General features: G+C 37.4%; 26 protein-coding genes and 1 other annotated feature. Of the genes, 4 read left to right on the top strand and 22 right to left on the bottom strand.

The window, feature by feature from the left end; translation table 11 throughout:
* Positions 1-136: 136 nt before the first annotated feature.
* The 14 genes from yihA to ilvD form a co-directional block, all read right to left on the bottom strand.
* A complete protein-coding gene (yihA, locus tag AZF04_RS09930; RefSeq protein ID WP_045480629.1) occupies positions 137-724 on the bottom strand; it encodes a ribosome biogenesis GTP-binding protein YihA/YsxC in 588 nt (195 codons plus the stop codon).
* Positions 721-3,051, bottom strand: coding sequence for an endopeptidase La (lon, locus tag AZF04_RS09925; RefSeq protein WP_045480631.1), 2,331 nt, complete (start codon positions 3,049-3,051; stop codon positions 721-723). Before lon ends, yihA begins: the two co-directional genes overlap by 4 nt.
* A gap of 166 nt (positions 3,052-3,217) precedes the next feature.
* On the bottom strand, positions 3,218-4,888 hold the full coding sequence (gene lonB / locus AZF04_RS09920) for an ATP-dependent protease LonB (protein WP_045480634.1): 1,671 nt from the start codon (positions 4,886-4,888) through the stop codon (positions 3,218-3,220).
* A gap of 208 nt (positions 4,889-5,096) precedes the next feature.
* Positions 5,097-5,219, bottom strand: coding sequence for a hypothetical protein (locus AZF04_RS21770; protein WP_268753416.1), 123 nt, complete (start codon positions 5,217-5,219; stop codon positions 5,097-5,099).
* 138 nt (positions 5,220-5,357) lie between these two features.
* A complete protein-coding gene (gene clpX, locus AZF04_RS09915) occupies positions 5,358-6,632 on the bottom strand; it encodes an ATP-dependent protease ATP-binding subunit ClpX (protein WP_045480637.1) in 1,275 nt (424 codons plus the stop codon).
* 475 nt (positions 6,633-7,107) lie between these two features.
* Positions 7,108-8,412, bottom strand: coding sequence for a trigger factor (gene tig, locus AZF04_RS09910; RefSeq protein WP_061948560.1), 1,305 nt, complete (start codon positions 8,410-8,412; stop codon positions 7,108-7,110).
* A gap of 204 nt (positions 8,413-8,616) precedes the next feature.
* Entirely contained in the window at positions 8,617-9,657 is a 1,041-nt protein-coding gene (locus tag AZF04_RS09905; RefSeq protein WP_045480644.1) for a tetratricopeptide repeat protein, read from the bottom strand.
* 138 nt (positions 9,658-9,795) lie between these two features.
* Complete coding sequence (leuD, locus tag AZF04_RS09900; RefSeq protein ID WP_045480647.1) at positions 9,796-10,380, bottom strand: 3-isopropylmalate dehydratase small subunit; 585 nt, start codon at positions 10,378-10,380, stop codon at positions 9,796-9,798.
* A 13-nt stretch (positions 10,381-10,393) separates the two neighbouring features.
* A complete protein-coding gene (gene leuC / locus AZF04_RS09895) occupies positions 10,394-11,815 on the bottom strand; it encodes a 3-isopropylmalate dehydratase large subunit (RefSeq protein ID WP_061948559.1) in 1,422 nt (473 codons plus the stop codon).
* Between the two features lie 31 nt (positions 11,816-11,846).
* On the bottom strand, positions 11,847-12,935 hold the full coding sequence (gene leuB, locus AZF04_RS09890) for a 3-isopropylmalate dehydrogenase (RefSeq protein WP_061948558.1): 1,089 nt from the start codon (positions 12,933-12,935) through the stop codon (positions 11,847-11,849).
* 109 nt (positions 12,936-13,044) lie between these two features.
* The gene (gene ilvC / locus AZF04_RS09885; protein WP_045480656.1) at positions 13,045-14,067 is read right to left on the bottom strand and encodes a ketol-acid reductoisomerase; all 1,023 of its coding nucleotides are present in this window, start codon (positions 14,065-14,067) and stop codon (positions 13,045-13,047) included.
* Positions 14,068-14,189: 122 nt separating this feature from the next.
* Entirely contained in the window at positions 14,190-14,714 is a 525-nt protein-coding gene (gene ilvN / locus AZF04_RS09880; protein WP_045480659.1) for an acetolactate synthase small subunit, read from the bottom strand.
* Complete coding sequence (gene ilvB, locus AZF04_RS09875) at positions 14,711-16,435, bottom strand: acetolactate synthase large subunit (protein WP_061948557.1); 1,725 nt, start codon at positions 16,433-16,435, stop codon at positions 14,711-14,713. Before ilvB ends, ilvN begins: the two co-directional genes overlap by 4 nt.
* 125 nt (positions 16,436-16,560) lie before the next feature.
* Positions 16,561-16,812 (bottom strand) — a binding site (T-box leader).
* Between the two features lie 2 nt (positions 16,813-16,814).
* Positions 16,815-18,482, bottom strand: coding sequence for a dihydroxy-acid dehydratase (gene ilvD / locus AZF04_RS09870; RefSeq protein ID WP_045480665.1), 1,668 nt, complete (start codon positions 18,480-18,482; stop codon positions 16,815-16,817).
* Between the two features lie 388 nt (positions 18,483-18,870).
* Here ilvD and AZF04_RS09865 point away from each other — a divergent pair, with 388 nt between their 5' ends.
* Positions 18,871-19,284, top strand: coding sequence for a hypothetical protein (locus AZF04_RS09865; RefSeq protein ID WP_061948556.1), 414 nt, complete (start codon positions 18,871-18,873; stop codon positions 19,282-19,284).
* 25 nt (positions 19,285-19,309) lie between these two features.
* The gene (locus AZF04_RS21195; protein ID WP_156479509.1) at positions 19,310-19,477 is read left to right on the top strand and encodes a hypothetical protein; all 168 of its coding nucleotides are present in this window, start codon (positions 19,310-19,312) and stop codon (positions 19,475-19,477) included.
* Between the two features lie 21 nt (positions 19,478-19,498).
* Here the strand turns inward: AZF04_RS21195 and AZF04_RS09860 are convergent, their stop codons facing one another.
* From AZF04_RS09860 to ytxJ, 3 genes are all read right to left on the bottom strand, one after another.
* Positions 19,499-20,347 (bottom strand): patatin-like phospholipase family protein, encoded by an 849-nt coding sequence (locus AZF04_RS09860; RefSeq protein WP_061948555.1) that lies wholly within the window; start codon positions 20,345-20,347, stop codon positions 19,499-19,501.
* 108 nt (positions 20,348-20,455) lie between these two features.
* Positions 20,456-20,695 (bottom strand): glutaredoxin family protein, encoded by a 240-nt coding sequence (locus tag AZF04_RS09855; protein ID WP_061948554.1) that lies wholly within the window; start codon positions 20,693-20,695, stop codon positions 20,456-20,458.
* Positions 20,692-21,012 carry a bacillithiol system redox-active protein YtxJ gene (gene ytxJ / locus AZF04_RS09850; protein ID WP_412459203.1) on the bottom strand — a complete coding sequence of 107 codons (321 nt, stop codon included), beginning with the start codon at positions 21,010-21,012 and terminating at the stop codon, positions 20,692-20,694. The genes AZF04_RS09855 and ytxJ overlap by 4 nt, the downstream gene beginning before the upstream one ends.
* Positions 21,013-21,364: 352 nt before the next feature.
* Here ytxJ and AZF04_RS21190 point away from each other — a divergent pair, with 352 nt between their 5' ends.
* Together AZF04_RS21190 and AZF04_RS21185 are read left to right on the top strand one after the other, a co-directional pair.
* The gene (locus AZF04_RS21190; protein ID WP_156479508.1) at positions 21,365-21,526 is read left to right on the top strand and encodes a hypothetical protein; all 162 of its coding nucleotides are present in this window, start codon (positions 21,365-21,367) and stop codon (positions 21,524-21,526) included.
* Between the two features lie 305 nt (positions 21,527-21,831).
* Positions 21,832-21,990, top strand: a complete 159-nt coding sequence (locus AZF04_RS21185) for a hypothetical protein (protein WP_156479507.1) — start codon at positions 21,832-21,834, stop codon at positions 21,988-21,990.
* 5 nt (positions 21,991-21,995) lie between these two features.
* Here the strand turns inward: AZF04_RS21185 and AZF04_RS09845 are convergent, their stop codons facing one another.
* From AZF04_RS09845 to AZF04_RS09825, 5 genes are all read right to left on the bottom strand, one after another.
* Positions 21,996-22,820, bottom strand: a complete 825-nt coding sequence (locus tag AZF04_RS09845) for a MetQ/NlpA family ABC transporter substrate-binding protein (protein WP_061948552.1) — start codon at positions 22,818-22,820, stop codon at positions 21,996-21,998.
* Positions 22,821-22,841: 21 nt separating this feature from the next.
* Entirely contained in the window at positions 22,842-23,501 is a 660-nt protein-coding gene (locus AZF04_RS09840) for a methionine ABC transporter permease (protein WP_045480682.1), read from the bottom strand.
* Positions 23,501-24,532 carry a methionine ABC transporter ATP-binding protein gene (locus AZF04_RS09835; RefSeq protein WP_061948551.1) on the bottom strand — a complete coding sequence of 344 codons (1,032 nt, stop codon included), beginning with the start codon at positions 24,530-24,532 and terminating at the stop codon, positions 23,501-23,503. The genes AZF04_RS09840 and AZF04_RS09835 overlap by 1 nt, the downstream gene beginning before the upstream one ends.
* 19 nt (positions 24,533-24,551) lie before the next feature.
* The gene (locus tag AZF04_RS09830) at positions 24,552-25,664 is read right to left on the bottom strand and encodes an acyl-CoA dehydrogenase family protein (protein ID WP_235599955.1); all 1,113 of its coding nucleotides are present in this window, start codon (positions 25,662-25,664) and stop codon (positions 24,552-24,554) included.
* A gap of 320 nt (positions 25,665-25,984) precedes the next feature.
* Complete coding sequence (locus AZF04_RS09825) at positions 25,985-26,923, bottom strand: aldo/keto reductase (RefSeq protein ID WP_061948549.1); 939 nt, start codon at positions 26,921-26,923, stop codon at positions 25,985-25,987.
* Positions 26,924-26,971 lie beyond the last annotated feature (48 nt).

The following is a 26,971-nucleotide window of genomic DNA, read 5'->3' as shown; positions in this document are numbered from 1 at the left end:
AAAGGAATGATAAAATCTCGTTCACACATTATAAGAAAGATTGCAGCGGAAGACTTGCATCATCAGAATCTGAAATAGAAAAAGCGAAATGGAACATTCATTCCACTTCGCTTTTTTAGTCTATTCTATGTCATACTTATTGATTTAAGTAAAATTGAACTTTTTTCCAAGCTTCTTCTTTACCATTCCCTGACTCTGATGAAAATAAGACAACCGGATCATCAGGATGTTTGTTTAATTCTGTTTCGATTACTTTTTGATGTTTTTTCCATTTCCCTTTTGGTACTTTATCGCTTTTGGTAGCCACAATAATGACCGGTATCTCATAATGCTTTAACCATTCATACATCATCTTATCATCCTGAGAGGGCTTATGGCGTATATCGACTAATTGAATAACCGCTTTTAACGGCTCTCTTGATTGGATATACGTTTCAATCATTTTTCCCCATGCCTCTCGCTCTTTTTTAGACACTTTCGCAAATCCATAGCCGGGTACATCGACAAAGTAAAATAGCTCATTAACCATATAAAAATTTAAAGTTTGAGTTTTACCTGGTCTACCTGAGGTTCTAGCTAATGCCTTTCGATTCAGCATTTTATTAATAAAGGATGATTTTCCAACATTAGAACGTCCTGCTAAAGCTATTTCAGGCATTAATGTGTTCGGATATTGTTCAGGCTTGACCGCTACTGTTGCGAGGTCTGATTTTGTAACTTTCATTGTACCTCTCCTATAGCATACTTTAGTACTTCATCTAAATGTGAAACTAATATAAACTTTATATCTTTTTTAACGCTTTCTGGGACGTCTTCTAAATCCTTTTCATTATCCTTTGGAATAATAATAGTCGTTAACCCAGCTCGATGAGCGCTCATTGACTTTTCTTTTAATCCACCGATTGGCAATACACGACCTCTTAGTGTAATTTCACCTGTCATTCCTACTTCTTTTTTTACTGGTTTCCCCGTCAAAGCAGAAATTAAAGCGGTAGCCATCGTAATCCCAGCTGAAGGTCCATCCTTTGGAGTTGCCCCTTCTGGAACGTGAATGTGAATATCATAATTTTCATGAAAATTAGCGTCTATTTGCAATTGTTCGGAACGAGATCGAATATAACTAAATGCTGCTTGTGCAGATTCTTTCATAACGTCGCCTAATTTTCCAGTTAGCGTAAGCTTCCCTTTTCCGGGATAGAGCGATACTTCTATTGATAATGTATCCCCACCAGCGGTCGTATACGCTAACCCTGTTGCTGCTCCTATTTGATCCTCTTGTTCTGCTAACCCGTATCGAAAACGAGGCTTGCCTAACATTTCTTCTACTAGACTCTCTGTAATCATGACTCGCTTCTGTTTTCCTAATACAATTAGTCGAGCCGTTTTCCTAGATATAGCTGCTAGCTGACGCTCTAAAGAACGTACCCCTGCTTCACGTGTATATTCACGAATGATTTTTAAAAGGGCTTCGTCATTTATTCTAATCATATTACCCGTTAATCCGTGATTTTCACGCTGCTTTTTATACAAATAATTTTTAGCTATTTGCATTTTTTCTAGCTCTGTATATCCCGCAATCGTGATAATTTCCATCCGGTCTAACAATGGACCTGGAATCGTACCGATATTATTTGCAGTCGTTACAAACATCACCTTTGAGAGATCATAAGTTTCCTCAATATAATGATCACTAAAGGAATTGTTTTGTTCCGGATCCAAGACCTCCAATAGAGCAGAAGACGGATCTCCTCTAAAGTCATTCGCCATTTTATCTATTTCATCTAGAAGGAATACAGGATTAATGCTTCCTGCTTTTTTCATTCCTTGAATGATTCTTCCAGGCATTGCTCCAACATATGTACGTCGATGACCTCTTATTTCGGCTTCATCACGAACTCCCCCTAAAGAAATTCGGACAAATTCCCTACCTAATGATTTAGCAATCGACCGGGCAAGAGAAGTCTTACCTACACCAGGAGGTCCAGCTAAACAAAGAATCGGGCCTTTTAGCTTCCGAGTTAATTTTTGGACGGCTAAATATTCCAATACTCTTTCTTTTACTTTCTCTAATCCATAGTGATCCTCATCTAAAATCTTTTCCGCTCGCTCAACATCTAGTTGGTCTTCCGTTTCTTTTTTCCATGGCAACTGAATCAACCAATCTAGATAATTTCTTAAGACAGAGCTTTCTGCTGCGTTGGCAGGCATTTTTTCGTAGCGGTCTAATTCCTTAATAGCTTTCGAATAAATGTAATCTGGCATGTCCGCTGATTCGATTTTCTCTTTAATAGAGGCAACTTCCCCTGTGCGGCCTTCTCTATCGCCTAATTCTTTTTGAATGGCTTTCATTTGCTCGCGCAAATAGTATTCCTTTTGTGTTTTTTCCATTGATTTTTTGACACGCTGGCCAATTTTCTTCTCTAAACCTAGTACTTCTTGTTCGTTATTTAAAATTTGAATTAAATGAATTAGACGGTCTCTAACTGAAATCATTTCTAATAATTGCTGCTTCTCCGTTATTTTTAATGGCAAGTTAGCAGAAACTACATCGGCTAAACGACTTGGCTCAGCAATTTCTTTGATCATTGTAACCGTTTCGTTTGAAATTTTCTTAGATACCTTTGAGTACTGTTCAAACATTTGTAGCATATTACGCATGATTGCTTGTACTTCAGCAGATTTATATGGTTCTTCATCATTTAATATCGAGATGTCTACTTCATAAAAATCTTCATTCTTCAAATAATGATTAATTTTAGCTCGTGATAGACCTTCGACATGAACACGAACTGTCCCATTAGGTAGCCTTAGTAGCTGCTTAATTCTGGCTACTGTACCTACTGAGTAAATTTCATCTTTGCTTGGATCGTCTATTGCAATATCCTTTTGGGTAGCTAATAATATTTCTTGTTCTGCTTCACTTTCCATCGCAAATTCTAATGCCTGAACAGACTTTGCTCTTCCTACATCAAGGTGTAGAACCATAGATGGGAACACTAAAAGCCCTCGTAAAGGCAGAAGCGGAATATGTCGTTTTTGTCGATCGACCATCCGCATACACCTCCATCTTCCTATTCCAATTTCTCCTACATTTAAAAATGTAACTTAGGATTTTTTTATAAAAACCGTGAGCAGGCTAAAAAATAGACCTGCTCCTTACAAGTAGATATCATTAATTTTATCTTATGTCTAAACCTTTGTCTAATAATAGAAATATTTATAAAATGGTAGTCGGAACAACTGAAGGATTCATAGCAGGAATCACTTCCTCTTCTGTTTGTTCTTTTTCTAAGGCTATATCTAAAACCTCGTCTAAGTGCTTTACAGGTATGACTTCAATATCAGTCATTTCCTGAAGGATGGCTTGATTGTTTTCTTCAGGAATAATAACGGTTGTTGCACCAGCCAATTTAGCTGCTTGTACTTTGGCTACGACTCCACCTATAGGTTTAACAGAACCATGTATGCCTAGCTCTCCTGTCATTGCAACAGTGTGTTTAACCTTGATACCTTCTATCGCCGAGAAAATCCCCGTGGCGATCGCAATCCCTGCAGATGGACCATCAACAGGAGCACCTCCTGGGAAATTTACATGAATATCAAAGTCTGAAGTAGGAATCCCCATTCTTCTTAGAACGGTTACAACATTTTCAACCGAACCTTTTGCCATACTTTTTCTTCTAATCGAACGCATTTGATTTCCTGTTTGTTCTTCTTCTGCAATCCCGGTAATATTAATGCTGCCTTTATTTTCATTTTTAATGACATTTACTTCTAATTCAAGTAGCGCTCCCATATTCGGTCCAAATACGGCTAAGCCATTTACAATCCCAACCGAAGACTCGATATGAATTTTCTTTTCGGGACGCGGGCTCATTTGACTTGCATGGAGGACCCATTCCACATCAGAGAACGTTAAGGTTTTTCTTCCTTCTGACATTGCAATCCCTGCCGCAATTTGCACAATATTTACAGATTCGCGACCATTTGTCGCATATTTGGCTATTTTCTCAAGTGTGCCATCCTCAGCAGTAAAACCGATTTTTTCAACAGCTTTTTCGGTAATTTGGATGATTTCGTTTGGTTTTAATGCATGAAAATAAACCTCTAGACAGCGTGAACGAATCGCAGGTGGTATTTCGTCAGGAGTTCTCGTTGTGGCTCCAATTAGACGAAAGTCAGCTGGCAATCCATTTTGAAAAATATCGTGAATATGTCTCGGTATTGACTGATTTTCTTCACTATAATAAGCGCTTTCTAAATATACTTTTCTATCCTCTAAAACCTTTAATAATTTATTAAGCTGTATGGTATGTAGTTCACCTATCTCATCAATAAATAACATACCCCCATGAGCCTTTGTAACTGCTCCGTGCTTTGGCTGTGGAATTCCTGCCTGCCCCATCGCACCAGCTCCTTGATAAATTGGATCATGAACAGAACCAATTAACGGGTCAGCGATCCCTCTTTCATCAAAACGAGCCGTCGCTCCATCTAATTCAACAAAAACGGCATTACGCTGAAAAGGAGAAGTAACATTTTTCTTTGCTTCTTCTAATACTAATCGTGCTGCAGCGGTTTTTCCAACTCCAGGAGGACCATATATTAATACATGCTGTGGATTTGGACCACATAATGCTGCTCTCAATGAACGAATGCCTTCTTTTTGTCCAACAATTTCTTTAAAAGTGGAAGGTCTTACTTTTTCTGATAAAGGCTCACTTAAAGAAATCGAGCGCATTCTTCTAAGCTGCTCCATCTCCTTTTTAGATTCCTTGTCTATGGAAACACGGGTACTTCTCTGATTTTTTAATAAATTAAAGAAGTACAAGCCAATGACGATTCCAAAAAATAATTGAATAAGTAATGCAATACCTGTCCAGTTCATCCTTCATCCTCCTACATCATCACTACTTTTTTATAGTATGACCTTGAAAGGAATGACTAACCCAATATTAAGCAATGAAAAGGATGTAACTAGAGGAAAATAATTCAAATTATTAACTAGAGATCCATTTCATAACTTCTTATAAAACAAGAAAGAGAGGTGGGATTATACGCAAGAATGAAGAGCTCCATACATGTTAGGTGCCAGGCTATTCGCTTCCCCAAGACACTTCGCGTCCGGTAGGGTATTGCCAAACTAACTTTTTTAATGCTCCTTTCGACTTTTCCACTTTTGTCTCCGTACCTTGTGTTCGCACGACTACGTCTTTCATTAAAAAATCTACAATTCCAACAGGACCTTCCTTCTTTTGATAAGAAGGAAGGTCCTATTCGTTATTGTGTATTACACACCATTTCAAATTTCACAGAATGAGCTCATTTATAAACCGTTTTTGTCCCAGCCCCGATTATTAAGCACTTTCTTTAGGCTCTGACTTAGTCAATTCAATTTCGGAGCCGTCTTCCGTTTTTAAAATAGGTGCTGCGTTTTCGGTGACACATTTATCATGAATGATACATTTAACAATATCATCTCTCGAAGGTAAATCAAACATCACATCCAGCATAAGACCCTCAATGATAGAACGTAAGCCCCTTGCACCGGTTTTTCTTTCAATAGCTTGATTAGAAATAGCCTTTAACGCTTCATCTGTAAACTCTAGCTCTACATCATCAAGCTCTAATAGCTTTTGATATTGTTTGACTAGTGCATTTTTTGGCTTCGTCAAAATCTCAACTAAAGCATGAACATCAAGTGGTTCTAAGCTTGATATAATCGGAAGTCTTCCGATGAATTCAGGAATTAATCCAAAGCGAAGTAAATCCTCTGGTAAAACTTTACTTAAATATTCACCTGGCTTCAAATCATCTTGTCTTGAATCAGAACCAAAGCCTATCACTTTTTTACCTAGACGACGTTTAATAATTTGCTCGATGCCATCAAATGCACCTCCACAAATAAAGAGAACATTGGTCGTATCGATTTGAATAAATTCTTGATGTGGATGCTTTCTGCCTCCCTGTGGTGGTACACTTGCCGTTGTTCCTTCTAGGATTTTTAATAACGCCTGTTGTACACCCTCACCTGAAACATCTCTTGTAATTGATGGATTTTCAGATTTACGTGCAACTTTATCAATTTCATCAATATAAATGATTCCTTTTTCTGCTTTTTCAACATCATAATCAGCAGCTTGAATCAGCTTAAGAAGGATATTTTCTACATCTTCCCCTACATAGCCTGCTTCAGTAAGAGAAGTTGCATCCGCAATCGCAAAAGGAACATTTAAAATTCTCGCTAATGTTTGAGCAAGTAGAGTTTTCCCACTACCTGTTGGCCCAATCATACAAATATTACTTTTAGATAATTCAACTTCCTCAGAACGATTTAATGCATTAATACGCTTGTAATGATTATATACAGCTACAGAAAGAGATTTTTTCGCTCTTTCTTGTCCGATTACATAATCATCTAAAATCGAACGAATTTCAGAAGGTTTTGGAACCTCTTGAAACTCCACTTCTTCTTCTGTACCTAGCTCTTCTTCCACAATCTCCGTACAAAGCTCGATACATTCATCACATATATACACACCAGGTCCTGCAACTAATTTGCGGACTTGATCTTGAGTTTTCCCACAAAAAGAACATTTTAACTGCCCTTTTTCATCGTTAAATTTAAACATTCAAATCACCCCTCAAAATATTGTACCATTTCAAACTATTTTTTTCTTCTATTAGGTCTTGTTCATTTAGTTTGAATGATGTACATCCACCTAAGAAGAACGGAAATTGACAGTCGAGATTTTCAGCTATTGTACCACAGAACGATCAAAAGCAAAACTATCTTATACTTCTATGTACGGATCTACATAATAAATGAAGAAAACTTCATTTACAACGTATGCAAAAACAAGTTACCCAGTTACTTATGTTTATGTGTGGATTTATAATACATTCAAGATCTAATCCTTAAATTCCTTTTTTTGCCCATGAATTTCTTCAATTTCCTAATCCCCCTTATTTAACAGCTTGTTCATTTCAAGAAGGGATCATACATATTATAAATTGAAATCTTCAACTACTATGTAAAATGAAGGAAAAGCAAGGCACGAATTAAATCATGCCTTGCTCCCTTCATTTATTATGTCAACGTGAGGGTTACTCAGCCGCTGGTACTGTTTTGCTTTCTTCAACTAAAAGCTCAACAGCTTTTTGAATTTTCAAGTCACCCTTAATAGCATCTGCTCCACCTTGCGCTGAAAGAATAGCTTTAATTTCATCAACTGAACGTTGGTACATTTCTGCCATTTTTTCAAATTCTTTTTCAACATCCTCGTCGCTCACTTCTACTTCTTCAGCGTTAGCAATCGCTTCTAGAGTTAAATTGACACGCACTCTCTTGCCTGCATCAGCTTGGAATTGTTCACGAAGTGCAGCCTCGTCTTGTCCAGAGAATTGGCCATACATTTCAAGGTTTAAACCTTGTGCTTGTAAACGTTGCTCAAATTCTTGAACCATACGGTCAACCTCAGTTGCAACCATAGCATCTGGTACATCAATCGTTGCATTTTCAGCTGCTTTTTCTACAACCGTATCTCGGACTTTGTGCTCAGCTTGATGCTTTTTGTCATGCTCTAACTTTTCTTTAATGCTTGTTTTTAATTCTTCTAACGTTTCTACTTCTTCGTTAGCATCCTTAGCGAACTCATCATCTAATGCTGGTAATTCTTTTCTTTTAATATCGTGTACTTTGACTTTGAAAGTAGCTGCTTTACCTGCAAGATCTTCTGAGTGGTATTCTTCAGGGAAGGTTACCTCAACCTCTTTTTCATCTCCTGCATTTAAGCCAACAAGCTGCTCTTCGAAGCCAGGAATAAATTGACCAGAACCAATTTCTAAGGAATGGTTTTCACCTTTTCCTCCCTCAAATGCTTCTCCATCAACAAAACCTTCAAAATCAATAACAGCTGTATCACCGTCTTCAACTGTACCGTTTTCTACTACAACTAAATCAGCTTTACGCTCTTGAAGATTTTTTAATTCTTGCTCTACATCTTCATCAGTAACAGTTGTATCAACTTCTTCTACCTCTAAGCCTTTGTAATCGCCTAAAGTTACTTCAGGTTTTACCGTTACTTTCGCTGTAAATGTAACACCAGTTTCTTTATCAATCGATTCTACATCGATTTCAGGACGATCTACAGGCTCGATACCTGTTTCTTCAATCGCTTTTGAATAAGCACCTGGTAATAATACATCAATTGCTTCTTGATATAGTGACTCTACACCAAATTTCTTTTCAAATAATGGACGTGGCATTTTCCCTTTACGGAAGCCAGGTACATTTACTTGCTTAACAACCTTTTTGAAAGCAACATCTAGTGCATTTGCTAATTCACTAGCACCTACTTCAACCGTTAAGACTCCTTCATTTCCTTCTTGCTTTTCCCATTTTGCAGTCATTAATCTTTCCCTCCAACTATATACATCTTCGTTTCCGAACATTTTATCTAAGTTTCAACTTTGACAACCCCATCATTATAACATAAAGCCTATTCTTTTCAAATGGTTTACTATAAGTTTAAAATACACTCTCTTGTTAAGGTCATCATCATTAGAAAAACTCTAATAAGGCGATGAATCGACGCTACCACACCTTTTTAACCTTTAGCTTTTATGAATAAAGTCAAACATTGAAAAGGTGGAGCTTTCAACGTCCTCAATTTCTTTTAAATAAGGCATTAGTTGTTCAACCGTATGATTTGACGTTTTTTCTACCCATTCATTGTCAACATCTATACCCATTCTTTGAGCCATCACTAAATAAAAACAGCATGCCCAAACTTTTGGCGTGTTTGGAATAGGATTAAATGGATAAAGAGCGTAAAAATGTGACCATACTAGCTGAGAAATCATTTCTAATAAGTTTGGATTTTCCGATTCTAAAAAATCCTCTAATACTTGAGAGACCTCTTGTCCGAACGGACTATTATATACGGTAAACAACTCTTTAGGAGAGACCTCTTTCGAACGACTAAACTTTTCAATATGTATGACCTTTTTTACTTGATGGTTATGTAAAATTTCTAAAGCGATGGAACGAAGTAAGTCATCATTCTCTGTATTTTCAATAAAAGCAATTAGCGCGTCATGTGCATACTCTTCCTCTATTTTTTCTAAAAGCTGCAATCCCTGCCATTGCAAACTTACCTTTTCAGAATGAAGCATAGACAGTGCATGCTCATTTACTACGAGTGTTTCTTCTATTTGTAATAGAGAGGAATCATCTGCTATCATTTGCCGACTGAAGTGCAGGAGCTGATAGAAAGATTCAGCATGATTTGCAGGTAGACGATTTTCTGATAATACAGCATCCAAGAGCTCGACCACCTCGTGATATCTAGATAATTGAACAAGTAATGAAATATGTACTTGCAAATTATCATAATAATCTCCGATATCCTCATGTAATAATGCTGTTGTCATTTCAACCGCTTCTTCTAGTCTTCCAAGCTCAACTAAACATAGTACGATTCCAAATCTCACTTGAGGATGATCTGGTTCATAGTTAGACGCTTCCTTAAAAAGCTGATAAGCATATTGTGGATTTTTCTCTTTCAAGGAATCCATGCCTTTTTCAATTAATCTGCGTACTAATCCTGGATAAGGAATAATTTTTGATGTTGGTTTATTGCCTTTTTCACTCATAATAACTCTCCAAGTTTTGACCTTTCATCCGCTTTGTCTAGAACGTTTTCATTATTTTATCAGTTGTTAAGCAAAATAACAATTTAGTTCGTTCGTTTTAACAAAAAAATTTGGCAGAAACAGTTCTGCCAAATCTAATTAACGGGAATGTTGCTCTTCATATTTAGTTATTGCTTCTTCATACCTCAAAGTTAATCCGATTTCATCCCAGCCATTAAGCAACATTTCCTTCCAATAAGGGTCAATATCGAAGGTTGCTTTAAAATCAGCCCCCGTTATAGTTTGTTGCTTTAAATCAACACTTAACTCAAATTCATGCTCTGCACCACGATCTAATAACTCTAGGGTTTGCTCCTCATTTAGACGTATTGGTAGCATTCCATTTTTCACACAGTTATTATAAAAAATATCGGCAAAGCTTGGAGCAATAATGACTTTAAATCCATAATCGTGAAGAGCCCAAGGAGCATGCTCTCTTGATGATCCACAGCCAAAATTATGAGCAGCCACTAATATAGATGCTCCCTTTGTATGTGGTCGGTTTAATTCAAATTCAGGATTTTCACTTCCATCCTTTAAAAAACGCCAATCAAAAAATAAAAATTGACCGAACCCCGTTCTCTCAACTCGTTTTAAAAATTGCTTCGGTATAATTTGATCCGTATCGACATTTACGCGATTGAGAGCAGCAATTTTCCCTTCATGTAAAATAATTGGTTCCATTATGTCTTCCCCCTTACCCTTTCGTTAGTGACTGTTTCTGAAATGAGCGTGCATCAACAAAATGTCCGGCAATTGCTGCTGCTGCTGCCATCTCTGGACTGACTAGATGTGTTCTAGCTCCCTTACCTTGTCTTCCTTCAAAGTTTCGGTTGGAAGTTGAAGCACAGCGTTCTCCTTCAGGGACTACATCAGGGTTCATGCTTAAACACATACTACAACCTGAGCTACGCCATTCAAATCCAGCGTCTATAAATATTTGGTCTAATCCTTCTTCCTCGGCTTTTTTCTTTACCTTTTGCGACCCTGGAACAACCATTGCTCTAACGCCTTCTGCTACTTTTTGTCCTTTTACAATTCTAGCAGCAGCACGAATGTCGCTTATACGAGAGTTCGTACAGGATCCAATAAAAACATGTTGAATTGAAATATCTGAAACAGGGGTTCCTGGTTGCAATTCCATATATTCTAGCGCTTGTGAGATTCCTCGTTTTTCAGCTTCACTTTTAGCATCTTCAGGGAATGGAATACTTTGGCTTATACCGACTCCATGAGACGGATTCGTTCCCCAGGTTACCATTGGTTCTATTTCATTCGCTTCAATCTCAACGGTTCTATTAAAAATAGCTCCTTCATCTGTTGCTAGTTGCTTCCATTCTTCTACAAGTTCTTTAAAGCTCTCGCCAGTTGGTACATTCTTTCTTCCTTCTAGGTAATCAAACGTAACTTGATCTGGGCTTATAAGACCAGCCTTTGCACCCGCTTCTATCGACATGTTACAAATTGTCATTCTTTCTTCCATTGTCATCCCGCGTATCGCATCACCAGTAAATTCGATGACTGAACCATTTCCTACATCTACACCAAACTTCGCAATTATCGCTAAAATCACGTCTTTTGCCGAAAGATCTGCACTTAATTGGCCATTAATTTTAATTTGAAGCGTTTGTGGTTTAGACTGCCACAATGTTTGGGAAGCAAGAACATGCTCAACCTCGCTCGTACCAATACCAAAAGCTAACGCTCCAAAGGCTCCGTGAGTAGAAGTATGACTATCACCACAAACAATCGTTTTACCTGGTTGTGTTAAACCTAATTCTGGTCCAATAACATGAACAATTCCATTATCCGGACTTTTTAAATCGGCAATATCAATACCAAAATCTTGACAGTTTTCTTGAAGTGTCTCCATTTGTTTTTTGGCTATTATATCACTAATATCATAACGATTAACGGTTGGCACATTGTGATCCATAGTAGCAAACGTTAAATCAGGTCTACGAACTTTTCTCTTAGCTAACCTTAGACCTTCAAATGCTTGAGGAGAAGTCACTTCATGTACCATGTGAAGATCAATATATAAAAGGCTAGGCTTTCCCTCTTCTGCTATCACTTCATGCTTTTCCCATATCTTTTCTATAATTGTTTTAGGCGCCATGCCATTCCCTCCTTGAAAGATTAACTATTCATCATGTATAGCTCGTTACACTTAATGCTGCTATTACTCTCTCTGTCATTTCATCGGTTGATAGAGCATGCGATGCATCCTTTGCTAAATCAGCTGTTCTAGCACCATTACTCAATACTTGGTTTACAGCTTCATTTAGAACCTCCGCTTCTTGTTCCAATCCAAACTCATATTTTAGCATCATTGATAATGATGAAATCGTTGCTAACGGGTTTGCCAAGCCTTTTCCAGCAATATCTGGAGCTGAACCATGAATGGGTTCATACAAACCACAGCATGTTGCTGATAAACTAGCAGATGGTAACATACCTAAAGAACCTGTTAACATAGAAGCCTCATCACTTAAGATATCACCAAACATATTTTCTGTAACAATAACGTCAAACGCCTTAGGTGCTCTAATAAGCTGCATCGCACAATTATCAACCAACATATGCTCTAATGAAACCTCCGGGAAGTCCTTTGCTACTTCCTCGGCCACTTCTCTCCATAAACGACTTGATTCTAGAACATTAGCTTTATCAACAGAAGTAACCTTTTTATTTCGAACCTGCGCTAACTCAAAGCCTTTCCTTACTATTCTTTCAATCTCTGATTTAGAATAAGTTAATGTATCGATTGCATGTTCTTCACCATTTTTTTCTATTCTTTCTCGAGGTTCACCAAAATAAATACCTCCGGTTAATTCACGGACAATCATCAAATCTACCCCTTCAATAACTTCACTCTTCAAGGTAGAAGCTTCCGTTAAACTACTAAAAGTTGTTACTGGCCTAAGATTAGCAAAAAGTTGTAGTGCTTTTCTTAATCCAAGTAGTCCTTTTTCTGGTCGTTGATGACCTGGAAGCTGATCCCATTTAGGACCTCCAACCGCTCCTAATAAGATAGCATCACTTTTTTTACATAGCTCAACCGTTTCTTCAGGTAGTGGATTTCCAGTTTGGTCTATCGCCACTCCTCCAATCAAGCCTTCTTCATAAGTGAATTCATGACCAAACCTCTCACCTATAATATTTAAAACTTTTAATGCTGAACTTGTCACTTCTGGACCAATTCCATCACCTGGTAGAACTGCAATTTTCTTTCTCATATAAATCCTCCCGTATTTGACACATCCGTCTCATCCTTATTAAGAAAACAACGTCTTGGAGTGAGCTGGAAACTCGACTTCCAATCTGTAACTCCAAGACGCTAGTCAATTAATTTTTTCCGCTGCTTACAGGACTTTTTGTTTTATTTTTTACAAATGGCATCATTTCACGTAGCTCTCTTCCAACAACTTCTAATGGATGCTGACTTTCAGCTCTCGTGATTGCTGTAAATTCAGGACGATTAGCTTGGTTTTCAAGGATCCATCCTTTAGCAAACTTACCTGTTTGGATATCAGAAAGAATATTTTTCATCGCTTTCTTCGTTTCATCCGTTACTACTTGAGGACCAGCTACATAATCTCCCCATTGTGCTGTATCTGAAATGGAATAACGCATCGTTTCTAGTCCACCCTCATACATTAAATCAACAATTAATTTCAACTCGTGCAAACATTCGAAATAAGCAACTTCGGGTTGGTAACCAGCTTCTACTAATGTCTCAAAACCAGCTTTTACAAGTGCTGAGGTTCCTCCACATAACACAGCCTGCTCACCAAATAAATCCGTTTCTGTTTCTTCTTGGAAAGTTGTTTCAATAACTCCTGCTCTAGCAGAACCAATTGCTTTCGCATAAGCTAATGCTATATCCTTTGCTGAACCTGTAGCATCTTGATAAACAGCAATTAAACCAGGTACTCCAGCTCCCTCTTCAAATACACGACGAACAAGGTGACCAGGTCCTTTAGGAGCTGCTAAGAAAACATCTACATTAGCTGGTGGCACAATTTGATTAAAATGAATATTAAATCCGTGCGCAAATGCTAACGTTTTTCCTTCTGTTAGAACTGGCTCAATTTCATTTTTGTATACAGTTGGCTGTAATTCATCTGGTAATAAAATCATAATTAAATCAGCTTGCTCAGCTGCTTCTTTAACAGAATAAACACTAAAGCCATCTTCTACCGCTTTATCCCATGATTTCCCTTGGCGTAAACCAATGACTACTTCTACTCCACTTTCACGCATATTAAGAGCATGAGCATGACCTTGTGATCCATATCCAATTACCGCTACTTTTTTCCCTTGTAATACCGCTTCATTAATGTCTCCATTGTAATAAACTTTTGCCATTATAATCTCTCCTTTAAATTGATCAGTTTTATATTTATATAATAGTAGAAACTTTTCACTCAGTTGATGAAATGTGTTTCTTCTAAACATAACTTCCTTATAGAAAATGTTCTAACAGCTTCTTAGTTAATAAGCGTTAAACGGTTTATATCATGACTTGATTTTTTGCTTGAGCCTCTATTAAATGCCGTAATTCCAGTGCGAGCTATATCTTTAATTCCATAAGGCTTTAACAAATCAATAAAGGTCTCAACCTTCTGATCATCACCCGTAATTTGAACGGTCATAGACTCTTTGCCAACATCGAGGATCGATGCCCGAAAAGGATTTACTAGCGCTGCGACCTCTGCTCTTTGCTGAGGTGTTACGACAATTTTAATTAAAGCTAACTCTCTAGCAATAATCGATTCATCTGTTATATCTTTTACTTTTAAAACATCAACCTGCTTATTTAGTTGCTTTGTTACTTGTTCGATATTACTCATGTTATCCACTTGCACGACAAAGGTCATTCTTGAAATAGCTGGGTTTTCTGTCACTCCAACCGTAATACTCTCAATATTGTAATGACGTCTTGCGAACAGTCCTGTTATTCGATTCAAAACTCCTGAGCTATTATTTACAAGGGCTGTTAATGTTCTTTTCATGGTTTAACCCCCTCCATTTGATGAATCCCTTTTCCTGGCGAAATCATTGGATAGACATTTTCAACCTGAGCTACTCTAAAGTCCATTAAAACAGGACCATCATAATCCATCATCTCTTTTAGAGCATCCTTTACCTCTGATAAGTTCTCTACCTTTATTCCTTTAATATCATAGGCAGAAGCAAGCTTAACGAAGTCTGGTTGGATAGGGAATAGAGAATTGGAGTAGCGTTCTCCATAAAATAACTGCTGCCACTGACGGACCATTCCTAGTGCCGCATTATTTACAATCACAATTTTGACAGGTAAATTTAACTCTTGTAATATCGAAAGCTCTTGAGCCGTCATTTGAAATCCAGCATCACCAATAATCGCTACAACAGGCAGATTCGGTTCAGCGAACTGAGCACCAATTGCAGCAGGGAAACCAAATCCCATCGTTCCTAAGCCACCTGATGTGACCCAGCGATTCGGTTTGTTGAACTTATAATATTGAGCGGACCACATTTGATGTTGCCCAACATCCGTTGTGACAACCGCCTCTCCTTCTGTCACTTCGTGAATAAGCTCAATTAATTGCTGAGGCTTAATGACTTCTCCATCCTGCTTATACCAAAGTGGATATTCCTGCTTTAACTGTTTTAAATCAGCTCTCCAAAGCGCGTGCTCGCCTTTTTCACCATCTGCTTCCAGTAGCATTTCAATCGCCTGCTTTGAATTTCCTACAACAGGTATGTCAACTTCCACGTTTTTACCAATTTCAGCTGGATCAATATCAATATGAACCACTTTTGCATTTGGGGCAAAGTGCTCAAGATTACCCGTTAAACGATCATCAAAACGAGCTCCTATATTAATTAACAAATCACATTCGTAAATAGCCATATTAGCTGTATAAGTTCCGTGCATTCCAGCCATTCCTAAAAATAACTCATGTTCTCCTGGGAATGATCCTAATCCTAATAATGTGTTCGTTACTGGGATTTGCTGTTGCTCTGCATATTGTTTTAGTTCTTCGGCCGCTTTACCATGTAGGACGCCTGCTCCTGCTAAAATAAGGGGCTTTCTAGATTCTGTGACCGCTTCAACTACCTTTTTAATTTGTAGTCGGTTTGGAATCGTAGTCGGCTGATATCCTGGTAGATCAAGTGGTTTGTCGTAGAAGAATTCGCCTTCTCCTTGTGAAACATCTTTAGGTAAATCAATTAATACAGGACCGGGACGACCCGTTGTTGCAATATGAAACGCTTTTTTAATAATTTGAGGTAGTTCTTCAACTGTGCGCACCTGAAAATTATGCTTTGTAATAGGCATCGTAATGCCAATAACATCTGCTTCCTGAAAAGCATCTGTACCAATAACGGATGTACTTACTTGCCCGGTAATAACCACAAGCGGCAAAGAATCCATCATCGCATCGGCAATTCCTGTTACAACATTTGTGGCACCTGGACCTGAAGTTACCACACATACCCCTGGTTTACCGGATATTCTAGCATAACCCTCAGCAGCATGGACGGCACCCTGCTCATGCCTAGCTAAAATATGACGAATACCTGTTTTAAAAATTTCATCGTACGTTGGAAGGATAGCTCCCCCTGGATAGCCAAAAATAACATCAACACCTTCAAGCGATAAAGCATTAATTAACATACTAGAGCCTGACATTTTTTGTCCCTCTGTTACCTGATGCTTTCTCTCTTTTTTCACTTCCATTTTCATCCTATATCCTCCTCGTTTATTGTCCTGCTTTCTCTCTTTATGGACTCATTATTTTGATATTTTAGCTAACTAGAAAGAAAAAAAATCCTTCCACCCCCTCAGTTACATCGTCATAAAACGACCAACGAAGGGGCGAAAAGATTCTCTTTCCACGGTACCACCCTTATTCATCAAGATATTCTTGATCTTAGCGGGTAAACTTGTGCTTACCCATTTTAATAACGAGTGCTAGTGAACACCCGGTTGATCTTAATAGCTATGCGTTCAGACCAACACTCAGAGGGGAGTTTCATCGAATGTGACAACACCGTATTTCAGCAGCTACGGCTCTCTGTAGATGTCATTCAAACCATTACTTTCCTCATCAACGTTTTTATTTTTAGATTTTCATGACTCCACCAGTATTAGCGGAGGTTACTAGTTTAGCGTATCTTGCCAAGTATCCTTTTTTCACTTTTGGTTCAGGCTCAACAAATCCTTCTTTTCTTATCGCATGCTCTTCTGCACTTACTAGCCATTCAAGAGAACGATTTGTCAAATCAATTCGAATCTTATCACCATTTTCAACGAAGGCAATAGGACCTCCTTCAGCTGCTTCCGGCGAAATATGACCTATCGAAATTCCCCGAGATGCTCCTGAAAATCTTCCATCTGTTATAAGCGCTACTTTCGTACTTAAGCCTTTACCGGCAATTTTCGAAGTCGGAGAAAGCATCTCCGGCATTCCTGGTCCACCCTTTGGTCCTTCATATCGAATGACAACGACATGGCCTTCTTTCACCTCACCATTATCGATGCCATCTTGGGCTTCTTCTTGTGAGTTATATACAATCGCTTCTCCTTCAAAAACCTGGATAGAAGGATCAACGGCTCCTACCTTAATAACGGCTCCGTCTGGTGCGATATTTCCATACAGGATGGATAATCCTCCAACAGGACTATACGGATTGTCTTTGCGACGAATAACATCATCATTTGTAATTTCTGCATCCTTGATGTTTTCGTATATGCTTTTCCCTGTAATGGTTATACGCTCTGGATGAATCGCGCCTTCGATATTACAAAGCTCTTTAATAATAGCGCTCACTCCTCCAGCTTTATGAACATCGTCCATAGAGTAATCGGAGGCTGGGCTAATTTTAGATAAATAAGGGACTCGTTCAGCCACTTCATTAATACGATTTAAATCATATTCAATTTCAGCCTCATGTGCGATAGCTAATGTATGAAGAACCGTGTTTGTCGAACCACCCATCGCCATATCAAGTGCAAAGGCATCATCGATTGTTTCTTTCGTGACAATATCACGAGGTTTAATATCTTTCTCTATTAAATTCATTAAATGCTTAGCAGCATCTTTTATTAATTGGTGACGATCTTCCGAAGTCGCTACAATTGTTCCATTACCAGGTAAAGCTAGCCCAAGCATTTCCATTAACGAATTCATTGAGTTAGCGGTAAACATTCCTGAACAAGAACCACAGGTAGGGCAAGCACTTTGTTCAATTTCAAGTAATTCCTCTCTTGTCATTTTACCTGACGAGAAAGCCCCTACTCCTTCAAACACAGATACTAAGGATAGACTTTGACCGTCCTTTGAACGACCCGCTTCCATCGGTCCTCCTGATACAAAAACAGAAGGGACGTTTGTTCGAACAGAAGCCATGAGCATTCCTGGAGTAATCTTGTCACAATTCGGAATATAGAAAACCCCATCAAACCAATGGGCATTAATGACTGTTTCAGCTGCATCGCATATAATTTCACGACTTGGTAATGAATATCTCATTCCAATATGACCCATTGCAATTCCATCATCTACGCCTATTGTATTAAATTCAAAAGGAATTCCTCCGGCTTCTCTTATCGCTTCTTTTGCGACCTCTGCAAATTTGTTTAAATGCATATGTCCTGGAATAATATCAATATAAGAGTTACAGACGCCAATGAATGGCTTATTCATATCCTCTTCGCTTACACCAGTCGCTCTTAGTAAGCTACGGTGTGGAGCACGATCTATTCCTTTTTTAATCATATTACTTCTCATAAAAATCTCTCCCAATTCCTTGCTTTTTTATGTCTAAATCTTATGTTTGGTAGAGCGAATAAATATGATATAAAAATTCGCTATCGTTATTTTCCGACATTTACTATTCTGAATTTTCAGTTGCAAACATGCAACATAATCCATTTCAGAAGGACATTTGTTTTTCCTTATGAAACTATTATTGTTGTTAATAATACGCTGATTCTTGTTTCTGGTCAACCATTTTTCGAAAAATAATTAGATAATTTAGATTAATTCTAATAGTTGAATCTTATTGAATCCGTTTACATGATACACAAATCAAGAGATGATTTTTATTTTGGACATTTATGGATTTCATTGTCTATTTTTTGCTGGATATGGACAAACTAAAAAGGGGTGATGAACAGTGAGTTTACGTAGAAAAATATTCAAGAGGATTATTTTTACAAAAAAGCCTCCTTTTATAATAGTAAAAAGTCAGCATCGAGCTTCTCTCATTCTAGTAAAAGACCAGTACAGCGAGTGTCAAACTGAAGCAGAGAGGATCTTATACAAAAAGTTATTTTCTGAATTGTACTATCCTACACCTAAAATAACCGTAGCTAATATATCCATAAATATTGCATTAGTGCCATATCGGTTAGCTTTTATCGAAGCTGTTAGCAAAGAAGCTCAGAAAAAAATAGTTAAGCAATTAAAAAAGAAAAAATGGCATGTTTATTTTTACGAGCCGGAAATATTGTGTAATGAGCAACAATGTGATGAATTTCTGAACACTCAAACCAAGCTACCATTTTTATATGGACTTGCTAAATTATAGATTTAGAAGAAAGAAGGGTTGAATCATGAAGTTATTTTCTATTTTATTACTTGTTGCTGGTGTGATAGGGGTATTTTTCTTTATTATGATGAAGGAGCCACCGCTTTTACCTAGTATCCTCTCTATTGTAGCCGTTTTATCTGGAATTGGTTTTTTACAATCCCATCCAGCACCAGAAGAGGAAAAGCAATAACCAAGACTCCTTCACCATGAACTACATTAAAAACTCTTTTAGAGCTGGTGCAATTTTTTCTATTTCGTTATGGCCTTTTTGGTAAAGTGCTAGTAATTTAGACCTTTTTCTTTCGACTCTGCCTACTTCTAATTTTTCTTGCGGACTGATTACAAATATGTTCCCTTTTTTCTCTTCTTCACGAATATATTGTAACGTTTCATTATATACCTGATGTCTAATTTGTGATGCCTTAATTAATCCAGGGTAGCTGCGATATTTATTTCGTAGTAGCCATCCAAAAGATTGAGGTTTTTTGACATATTCTCGATGCTGAGTCAAAACGACCACATTTTTAGTATGGCCTGTTTTTACTGATTTTTTAATCGGAATAGGGTCGGCAATTCCACCATCCATAAGCATTCGGTTATCGTAGGGTACAATCGGTGCAACAAACGGTAATGAGCTTGATGCTCTAAGAATCGTAAGTACATCCTTAGCAGATTTTGATTTTTCGTAATAAATGGGCTCCCCTGTCATACAATCGGTTGTGCCTACAACAAACTCTTCCTCCGCCTTTTCAAAGGTATCAAAATCATACGGAACTAACTGATTAGGTAATGAGTCGAAAAGAAAATCCATACCAAACAATTCTCTTTTTTTCCAGTAATTACGGTATGATAAATAATCTGGATGATCTAAAAAGTCCATATTCACCGCGCGATTCCGATCGAGTTGCTTAGATATGTAGGAGGAACCATTACACGCCCCTGCAGAAACTCCTATAACATAAGGTACATAGATGTTTTGCTTCATTAAATATTCTAGTACTCCTGCCGTAAATATGCCTCTGCTTCCTCCACCTTCTAAAACGAGTCCTGTATTTTCCATAGTCAACATCCTTTATCCTACTTCTTCTTTTCTTAAATATTAGTCAACAAGAGGCATCTCTACAACTACTCTAAGCACCGAGAATACTTTACTCTCGATGCTCATTAGTTAATTCTTAGCTTTTGCAATTAAATTCTTTAATTCAGGGGTAAACCCTTTAATTGCCATTTCTTGATAGACGGTTACCGGAACTCCCATAAAGCCAAATTTTTCTACTTCCTGCTGATATTCTTCCTTCTCAAAAATATCCCTAACTTCAAAAGATACCCCTTCTTCTTTCAGCATATTTTTAACATAGTTACACTCTACACAACCATCTGTTGAATAGACAATCACCGATTCGCTCATGATGAAGTCACCTCTTTTAATGCCTTTTCTGTGATTTTCCAATGTGAGGTATTCCATGTTACCTGACTATCTTCAAGTAAAAACACCTGCGGAGATTCATGCTTTATATCAAAATCCTCTGCGATTTGATTCGATACATCTCTATTCTCTATAACCTTCACAATAGCTGCTGAAGCATTTGTATTTTCGACGAATGATTTAAATTCTTCAAAGGCTTTTGCACTGATTGGACAAGTTGTACTATGTTTAAAAAGTAGATGCTGTCCTGGTTGTTCAACAAATTCTCTCAAATCTTCAATGGATGTTAATGGTTTCATCATCACATTCTCCTTTATCATTCAACAATTTTAAATAGAATCTATTCTTACTGTAACATATTGGTGGAAGCACTGCCTGCAAATTGCTCATAACAAACGACTAGCAAAAAGAGAAGGTATGGCTAGTAAAGAATGCAAAGATAAACAGAGAAAGGCAAAAACAGATAAAAGCATTTTTAATTTCTTCATATGAAACAACTTTTTTATAGATGCTAAAATAAGCTATTTATCCTTAGTCCCTTATGACATCTCTTACTCTACAGTAATCATTAGACTATTTTTGAAACTTAAAGTAACATATACATGTTATGTAAATGATTAACAAAAAATAGTAAATCAAGGAGGTGAAGTCATGGATGTCTTTTTAACACTTCTCCCAGTTTTATTTTGGGTTTTATTGATCGGAGGTATCATCTTCTTTTTAGTTAAAAAGTCAAAGGCAAAAAGGAGAGCGTTAGAACAACGTGTAACGGATTTAGAGGCGGAAAATACAAAGGTAAAAGAAAAAATTTGATCAAGTTAACATCCAATACTATTCCGTTCCTTTTATTCCATTCAAGAACATTTCTATTGGAGGATATTGCCCCTTTAAAAGGATAAATTCTAGGGGATTAACCGAGATGAATGTTTCTATTATGGATTTGGACTTCTGCCTCCTTCATAAATAAACACAAAAGTTATCACATCAGATAGCCTGCCCACTCGTTTTTTTATCATACAAAGACAGTGGACATAAGCATGGAATGAAGAGCTCTACACATAGTAGTGGTCCGAATGTTCGCTTCCATAAGGCACTCCTCGTTTAGTTGGGAGCTGCCAATGACCACTTCCAATTTAACAGGACCTTCCTTCTTAATTAAGAAGGAAGGTCCTGTACGTATATCCATCCATTACACTATTTCAAGTTTTGCTATGAGCTCATTTAAAACATTTTTTATCCTAGCCTTTATTGCTGATTTTATCCCAATCTTTATCTAATTTCATTATTGCCAAGCTTCAGGCATGATAAAGCCATCATATTTTTCCTGAGATTCAATATACTCTTGGAATTCAGCCGATTCATAAGCTGCTTTTAAATCTTGTGCCCATTGAGTATCTTCATTTCCTTCTAAAATAGAAACAATAATGCGATGCTCTACTGGTGTGTTTTCAATTTGTAAAGCTTCCGTTATCTTACGGTCAGCGTTCGCAATATAATTTCCATTTACCACACCAAAGTCGACATCTTGTAATGATACTAAAATTTGAGCAGGATCCATTACGACAATTTCAATATCATAATCAGCGACTTCAACACTGTTTAAATTAAAATCAACGGTTCCAGCATCCTCTGCTACAGTGACCCAGCCTAAATCTTCTAGGATTCTCACAGCACGCTCCTGGTTAACTGGATCGTTAGGTACTGCTACAGTTGATCCATCTTGGACGGCATCTAAAGAATCATGGCGCTCAGAATATAGCCCTTGTGGAGCACTAGGAACATAGGCAATAGGGGTCATTTCTATATTAAGCTCTTCGTTCATCCCTTCCATATAAGCGGTGCTTTGGAAGACACTTGCATCAATAGAGCCTTCTTTCATACCAGGATTTACTTGCATATTTTGAGAAAAGACATTCATTTCTACTTCATAGCCTTTTTCCTCTAAAATAGGAAGAATACCAAAGCGGAACTGCTCTTCATAAGTTCCTACTCCAAAACCAACACTAATGCTTGTTTTTTCCTCACCATCTCCATTACTTGCTGAACCACATGCGGATAATAGGAAGGAAAAACTGACGATTAAAAAGATGATTAATTTTCTATTCATATCTGTTCACTCTTTCTATGATTAATTTCTTCTAGCTTTTCTTGCTAATATATTTCCTAATGATTGAACTCCTTGGACGAGTACGACCAATAAAATAACGGTGGCGATCATAACAAAGGTATCAAATCGTTGGTACCCGAAAACAATTGCTAAATCACCTACTCCTCCACCACCAATCGTTCCAGCCATGGCAGTAGCTCCAATTAATCCAATCGTTGCTGTCGTAATTGATAAAATAAGGGATCCAAAAGCTTCAGGCAAAATGAAGTAGCGGATAATTTGAAAGGGTGTTGCCCCCATCGCTTCTGCTGCTTCAATGATTCCAGGATTGACCTCTAATAATGAATTCTCAACTAACCGACCTATATAAGGAGCAATATAAATAATTAAAGGTACGATTGCGGCACTAGTCCCAATCGATGTTTGAACAATTAATCGGGTAAATGGAATAATCGCGACCATTAAAATAATAAATGGCAATGAACGAACGATATTAATTAAAGGGTTTAACAGCCCATATATCCACTTATTTTCTAAAACGCCGCCAGGTCTTGTTATGACCAATAATATTCCGAGAGGAACTCCAATTAAAGCCCCAAATAATAATGAAACACTTACCATATATACTGTTTGATTAAATGCGGTCATAAATTGGTCCATTGTTACTGAAGTAGAGAACATTATACGCTCGCCTCCTCTACGCGAATTCCTAAGCCCTCTAAGTAGCGGACTGCTTCTCCAACCTTTTTAACCCCTCCGTTTAGTCGGATATATAAAATGACTAAAGCCGTCTCTTGTATATCGACCGTGTTGGCAAAAAGGATGTTGACGTTCACTTGATAATTTTGTATTAACTCATTGATGATCGGTTTGGATGCTAAATCCCCAACTAATTCTATTTTAAATAGTTTAGAGTCATGATGATTTTGTTTTTCTTCCAGTAGTGTTTTTTTCATCGAATCCGTCAATGTATTATGAATGACAGTCTTCACAAATTTTCTACTTGTTTCATGCTTAGGATGTCCAAATACCTCTAATACAGATCCTTGCTCAACAATACTTCCTTGCTCCATCACGGCTACTCGATTACAGACCTCTTTAATAACTGACATTTCATGGGTGATGATCATAATGGTAATATGATATTCACGATTAATCTTTTTCAATAGCTGTAAAATTGATTGTGTGGTCTGAGGATCAAGAGCTGAAGTCGCTTCATCACAAAGAAGAATTTTAGGATTTGAAGCAAGAGCTCTAGCTATTCCAACTCTTTGTTTTTGTCCTCCAGAAAGCTCACTAGGGTAGCTCGTCATTTTATCACTTAAGCCAACAAATTCGAGTAGCTCTGTTACTCTTTTTTTAATGATATCTTTATTTTCCTTCGATAAAATGAGTGGTATCGCTACATTTTGAAAAACGGTCTTCGTTTCAAGTAAATTAAAATGCTGAAAAACCATTCCGATCGTTTTTTTTACTTCTCTAAGCTTCGAAGGAGAATATTTGTGAAGAGGCTGGCCTTCAATCCACACTTCCCCTTCTGTTGGTCTTTCTAAGAAATTGACAAGCCTTACTAACGTACTTTTTCCTGCACCACTATAGCCAATAACTCCGAATATATCTCCTTTATTAATCGTTAAATCAATGTTCTTTAATGCTTCGTTTTTAATTCCTTTTCTTTCAAAGGTTTTCGAAATTCTTTTTAACTCTATCACTCTTGTTCCCTCCTTATCTCTATGAGCGTTTTAATGCCTCAGAAGCTAAAAGCATAATCGTCATATCATCCATCGGAGGGTTATGAAGTCCAGCCCTTACATCTCGATAATATCTTTGCAATGGGTTTTTTAATGCTAAGCTTTGTGCACCGACTACTCTCATTGCTAAATCGACAATTTGTTGTGCATGATTAACAACCGCATGCTTAACAGCGCCCAGCTCAGGGGTCATTTTTTGACGTTCCTCATAGGACGATTCATCCCATTTACGAGCTACCGAATATAAGAAGTGCTTACTTTCCTGTATAAGTAATTCCATTTCGCCAATTTTTTGCTTCACATTAGGTAAGTCAGCAATCGTTCCTTCGATGCTATTTGGAGAATAGCTTTTAGCAAATTGGATCGCATCCTCCTGTGCAGCTTGTGCAATCCCTAAATAACAGGCAGGAATATGAAGGAGCCATCCAGCAGCTTTTCTACCCTTATTAAGAGATTCAACTAGATTTTCTTTAGGAACCTTGACGTTTTCGAGCAGTAAATCATGACTGCCTGTTCCTCTCATCCCAACCGTATTCCAGGTTTCCTCTACTTTAAGACCTTCCGTCCCACGAGGTACTAATAAATTAACTAGCTTTTCTTCTTCAGGCAAATACGTTGTTACTACAAAATAATGAAGGACAGGAGCTAAAGTCGTAAATGTTTTATGTCCATTAATGATATAATAATCATCTTGTAAAATAGCTGTTGTTTCTGGTCTGCCTCCGCGTGTCGGACTACCCGTTGCAGGCTCAGAAGCTGCTGTATTTAATAAAGCACCTGTTTTTACGATATTTTTTGCGACTTTTTCATACATCGATTCATCCCATGACTTTTCGTCATTCAAATGCTTGATAATCCCCATATGCCAGCCAATTGATAAAGACGTTGAACCATCCGCTTTCCCTAATACCTCTTGGTATTGAACCATTTCTAATAATGATATTTCCAGGCCACCATATCTTTTTGGAACTGTTAAAGCAGGATAGCCTATTTCTTTTAAATCTTCAAAATTCTCAAATGGAAATGTATTCTCTAAATCATGTAAAGCTGCTCGTTCCTTAAAAACAGCACTTTTTTGCTCTAAAAATTGCAATCTCTCTTTATGGTTATCTAACTTTAATAAAATAGGAATCCACTCCTTTAATTCATAAAACCTATTAAAAAGGTATGATTTATACGATATAGATTATTATATGCAAAAACATGTCGAAGTCAATCATTTTTCATTTAAAATTTCAAATTCAAACTGGCAGCGACCTTATTATGCAAAAGCCGTTAATTTTTCCCACTAATACTTCTCCTCCTTTACCCAATAACTACCATTTTAAATTAAAAAGAAAAAAATCAAGAAGTGTGATGAAAGAATTCATTCTCCTTGATTCAATAAAAAGGGGTTCGTTTTTAATTTTTCGTTTAAGCTATAACTTCCTCTCCTTTTAACCAAGCTATTTCTTGATCTGTTAAGATGATATTTGAGCCTTCAAAGCATGAATCGAGTTCTTCTTCATTTCTAGCACCAATTAGTGCACATGTAGGAAATGATTGATTCAACACATAAGCAAGCGCTATTTGAATCGTCGTTACTCCTTTTTCCTCAGCTAATTTGGATGCCCGCTCTAAACGCTCCCAGTTTTCCTCATTATAAAATACACGAACTAAATCCTTATTACTCTTATTTTCTTTTGAATAAAGCCCGGTAAAAAATCCCCTCGCTTGGGAAGACCACGATAATAAAGGAAGCTGATGCTCTTTATGCCATTGAATATCTGAATCATCTGCTGTAATACACCCTGGCCAAAATGGTTCGTTTGCTTTTGCTAAACTTAAATTAGGACTGCTGAAGGTAAATCCAATTAGCCCATTACGAGCTGCGTATTCATTGGCTTCCTGAATACGTTCCTTACTCCAATTGGAAGCACCAATCGCATGAATTCGCCCTGCTCTTATATGCTCATTCAAAGTATCTATAATGATTTTCACAGAAACGCTCAGGTCATCTCGGTGTAAGGCATATAAATCAATATAATCGGTTTTTAATCGTTTAAGGCTTACATGTAAATCATGAGTAATAGCTTCTTTATTTACCCGGGCTCCCTGTCTATCATGATGAGCCCCCTTTGTTAGGATCACTATATCCTCTCGATTTTTTCTTTCTTCCAACCATTGACCGATTGATTCTTCACTTTCTCCGCCACAATATATGTAAGCGGTATCAATCGTTGTACCACCCTTTGCTACATAACGGTCCAATACCTCACAAACACTTTCAAACTTTGAAGGAGTAAAATAATCAGAGCCTTGAATCAAAGTTGTAACCGGCTTATAAACACCAGGAATTTGGATTGATTTCATCTCCAACACCTCTTTTTTTGCCATAAGTATATCATATTATTTCGTAAA

The sequence above is a fragment of the Alkalihalobacillus trypoxylicola genome (assembly GCF_001590785.1).
GTDB lineage: Bacteria > Bacillota > Bacilli > Bacillales > Bacillaceae_D > Alkalihalobacillus > Alkalihalobacillus trypoxylicola.
Note: the sequence above shows the minus strand (reverse complement) of the source record. Positions and strands in the feature narration are given on the sequence as shown.